General features: G+C 70.4%; 3 protein-coding genes. 2 read left to right on the plus strand and 1 reads right to left on the minus strand.

Annotation, left to right across the window (positions count from 1 at the left end):
* Nucleotides 1-143: 143 nt before the first annotated feature.
* The gene (locus ACFV6V_RS31005; protein WP_385571170.1) at nucleotides 144-1346 is read right to left on the minus strand and encodes a helix-turn-helix domain-containing protein; all 1203 of its coding nucleotides are present in this window, start codon (nucleotides 1344-1346) and stop codon (nucleotides 144-146) included.
* Nucleotides 1347-2110: 764 nt separating this feature from the next.
* Here ACFV6V_RS31005 and ACFV6V_RS31010 point away from each other — a divergent pair.
* Nucleotides 2111-2632, plus strand: coding sequence for a universal stress protein (locus ACFV6V_RS31010; protein ID WP_385571171.1), 522 nt, complete (start codon nucleotides 2111-2113; stop codon nucleotides 2630-2632).
* A 177-nt stretch (nucleotides 2633-2809) separates the two neighbouring features.
* On the plus strand, nucleotides 2810-3382 hold the full coding sequence (locus ACFV6V_RS31015; RefSeq protein ID WP_385571172.1) for a GPR1/FUN34/YaaH family transporter: 573 nt from the start codon (nucleotides 2810-2812) through the stop codon (nucleotides 3380-3382).
* Nucleotides 3383-3518: the final 136 nt, after the last annotated feature.

The following is a 3518-nucleotide window of genomic DNA, read 5'->3' on the forward strand; positions in this document are numbered from 1 at the left end:
ATCCACACCCTTTGCTTTTTTGTTTGCTACATCTTTTTCCCCGACACCCCCCCATCACCGGGGGGCCCAGGGTGTCGCCCGGCCTGCGGGCGGGGTCGGGCGCGAGCGCCACCCCGCCCCCCCGGCCCGTTCGTAGGGCACCTTCAGGGTGCGGTCCGCTGGCCCGGGAGTGCCGGGCGCCCGGAGGCGTAGGCGTCCGAGGTCGGCTTGCCGTGCTCCGGGGCGAGCGAGGAGGCCGTCGCCGGGGCGGGACGCCTCGGCTGGGCCGCCCCGCCCTGGGCCTGCGGCGGGACCATGTGCTCAGCTGCGGCCGCGGGCAGCCCGGGGTCGGACTGCGGGCGCCGCGCCCGGTAGGCGGCCCGGTATGCCGCGGGCGAGGAGCCCAGCTGGCGCCGGAAGTGGCCGCGCAGCGCCACCGGGGAGCGGAAGCCGCAGCGACCCGCGACCTCGTCCACCGAGTAGTCGGAGGTCTCCAGCAGCCGCTGGGCCTGGAGCACCCGCTGGGTGATCAGCCATTGCAGCGGAGCGCTCCCGGTGAGCGAGCGGAACCTGCGGTCGAAGGTCCGCCTGCTCATGTACGCACGCGCGGCGAGCGTCTCCACGTCGAACTGCTCGTGGAGGTGCTCCAGCGCCCAGGCCACGACCTCGGCGAGCGGGTCGGAGCCGATCTCCTCTGGTAAAGACCTGTCGAGGTAGCGCTCCTGGCCGCCGGTGCGCCGCGGTGGCACGACCAGCCGGCGCGCCAGCGCACCGGCCGCCTCGGCCCCGTGGTCGGTACGGACGATATGCAGACAGAGATCAATTCCGGCCGCGGTCCCCGCCGAGGTCAGCACATCGCCGTCGTCCACGAAGAGCTCACGCGGATCGACGTGCACCGACGGGTAGCGCTTGGCCAGCGTCGGTGCGTACATCCAGTGGGTGGTGGCGGGACGGCCGTCCAGCAACCCGGCGGCGGCGAGGACGAACGCCCCCGTGCACAGCCCCACGATCCGCGCGCCCTCCTCATGGGCGCGGCGCAGTGCCTCCAGCGCCTCGGGAGGCGGTGGAGAGGTGATGGATCGCCAGGCGGGCACGACGACGGTGCCCGCCCGGCCTATGGCCTCAAGTCCGTACGGCGCGGTGAGTTCGAGTCCCCCTGTGGTCCGCAGGGGGCCCTCCTCGCCGGCGCATACGAGCAGCCGGTAGCGGGGAACTCCGGCATCCTGGCGGTCGATTCCGAACACCGAGAGCGGGATCGAACTCTCGAAGATGGGACCGCCGCTGAACAGCAGCACCGCGACGACTTCCCGGCGGCGGCGCCCGGAAAGCTTCCGTGCGGCCTCCGGCGCGGCGGAGTCCTGAGTCATGACGCTAAGCCCCCCTCGGTGTTCGCGTCTCCCCGTTCGTGTCGGGCGTGTCGCTCCTGCACGTTTCCCCTCGGTTTTGCACGAGTCCCCAGTCTTCGATACTCATGATCGAATCTACTGCGTCCTGTGGTGCCGCCGTGACAAGTTCGGAATCCGGCACATTGTCGACAAGGGCACTTGGCGCGAAGCATTCGATCACGAAGCGTTGCACTCGTGGGCCGTACAGGGAAGTACGCGTGGCGGGCATGGCCCGTCCCCGTAGGGTGCGAGCGGCCGTCTCGAGCCTTTTTCGCCTGGTGACAAGCGGGTTGGCGGGCCTCTTGGGCAAGGGTCAGGACCAGCCGTGAAGTTGGCTGAAAACGTTCGGGCGTCGGCTTGCGAATCCGTCAAGTCGCCCGGTGGGTTCACTCCCGTCCATGAGTTCGGTGCGTACAGATGTGACGACCGTCATGCGGCCCCGCGGTTTCCTGTTGCCGGGCACGGGGCCCGCCGCTGGCCGGGCCCCCGACGGAACATCTTCTTCCGGATGTCGGGGCGCCTTTCGCGCCGAAGCCCGTGGAGCCTGTCTGTATCAGGCAGCTGCCATTGCCATACGGAGCGTGCTCGTGCATGCTCCCTGCAACGCCGCGAGTGGCGCCGACGGCTCTGGGCAGGGGAGGAGTGTCGCCGTACCCTTGGGGGTATGGGGTTGGGAAGATGATTCCCGGACACAGCTCCGCCGCCCACCGTCGCCCTCCCATGAGGACTTAAACGCCGAGACACCGATGGCCGGTCACGAATTCTCCGAACCCGCAGACCGCAAGCAGGTCGCCGACCCCCTGTCGGACCTGCAAGCGGCGGAAGAGCCGCGCCAGTCCTGCGATCCGGCCTTCCGGCACGGAGTCGTCGTGGGCTTCGACGGATCGACCTCCAGTGAGCGCGCGCTCGCCTACGCCATCGGCATGGCGCGGCGCTCCGGTTCCGGGCTGATCATCGTGCATGTCGCCAACCGCCTGCCCACGACGGTCTGGGCGGGCTGTGAGCCCCCGGTCTTCGTGGACGTACCGGACCACCGCACCGAGGTGCTCGGGCTCGAGCTCGCCTGTGCCGACTACCTCTCCGAAGTCCCGTGGATCCTCGTGGAGCGTGGCGGGGACATCTGTCACGAGCTCGAGGAGGTCGGCCGGGAGTATTCGGCGGACGCGATCGTCGTCGGCTCCACCCACGGGATCGTGGGGCGCATTTTCGGCTCCGTCGCCGGGCGTCTCGCGAAGCGCGCGCAGCGACCCGTCATCGTCATCCCTTAGTCACCCGGCCGGCCCCCGGGGGTCCGGCGCCGCTGCCGTGTTCCCAGATGGAGTCGGGTGGATGGCTTTTTGACGACCGTCAAATCTACTCGTCCGTACAGGTGGATTGTGCGCTTGTGAAGGGTAGATATCCGTGGCTGGGAAGCAGCACCATCGCGCGCATGAAGGGAGCCCGCCGTGGACAACGAAGTCTCCGCGGGAAGCGCAACGTCAACCACTCTCGGCCACCTCGCACTGGGACTGACCCTGCTGGCCTTCGGCCTTGGGAACACCGGTGTGATCGACAATGTCGCGGCGTCCGACGCCGCATCACTCGCGACCTGGGTGGGCGGGGTCGCACTGTTCCTCGTCGGGTTGCTCGAGTTCCGTGCGGGCAACGGCGGTACGGGCACGGCCTTCGCGGGCCTCGGCGCCCTCTGGTTCACCTGGGGCACTGGTGTCGGCTCGGGGGCCTCTGCGGAGGCCGCGGGACTCTTCCTGCTGCTGTTCGCGCTGCTGGCGCTCACGCTCACCGTGGGCTCGTCCGGCAGCGGGATATTCGGCCAGGGCGTGTACGGCCTGCTGTGCGTGTCGATGCTGCTGCTCGGCATCGCCGCGTTCGCGGACAACGACGGACTGGCCAAGGCCGGCGGCTGGGTCGGCGCGATCGCGGGCCTCGCGGCCTGGTACGGCGCGACGGCGGCGCTGGCGCACTGGCCCACCTTCAGCGGGCGTCGTGCCGCGGGCCGGGGGGTGACGGCCACCGGCTGAGCGGCCATGGGCCGGTGTGAGGGCGCGCCGGCGACGAAAGGGGCGACCCCCTGCACACGCCCGGGGGGGGTGGAGGGGGGCGCCCGCGGGCGGGGGTGGTGGTCTAAACCACCCGCACCCCCATAGCCAGGGTGGG

The sequence above is a fragment of the Streptomyces sp. NPDC059828 genome (assembly GCF_042731955.1).
Lineage (GTDB): Bacteria > Actinomycetota > Actinomycetes > Streptomycetales > Streptomycetaceae > Streptomyces.

Coding starts and splice junctions, on each gene's coding strand:
- ACFV6V_RS31005 (WP_385571170.1), bottom strand. CDS start 1,346: ATGACTCAGGACTCCGCCGCGCCGGAGGCCGCACGGAAGCTTTCCGGG.
- ACFV6V_RS31010 (WP_385571171.1), top strand. CDS start 2,111: ATGGCCGGTCACGAATTCTCCGAACCCGCAGACCGCAAGCAGGTCGCC.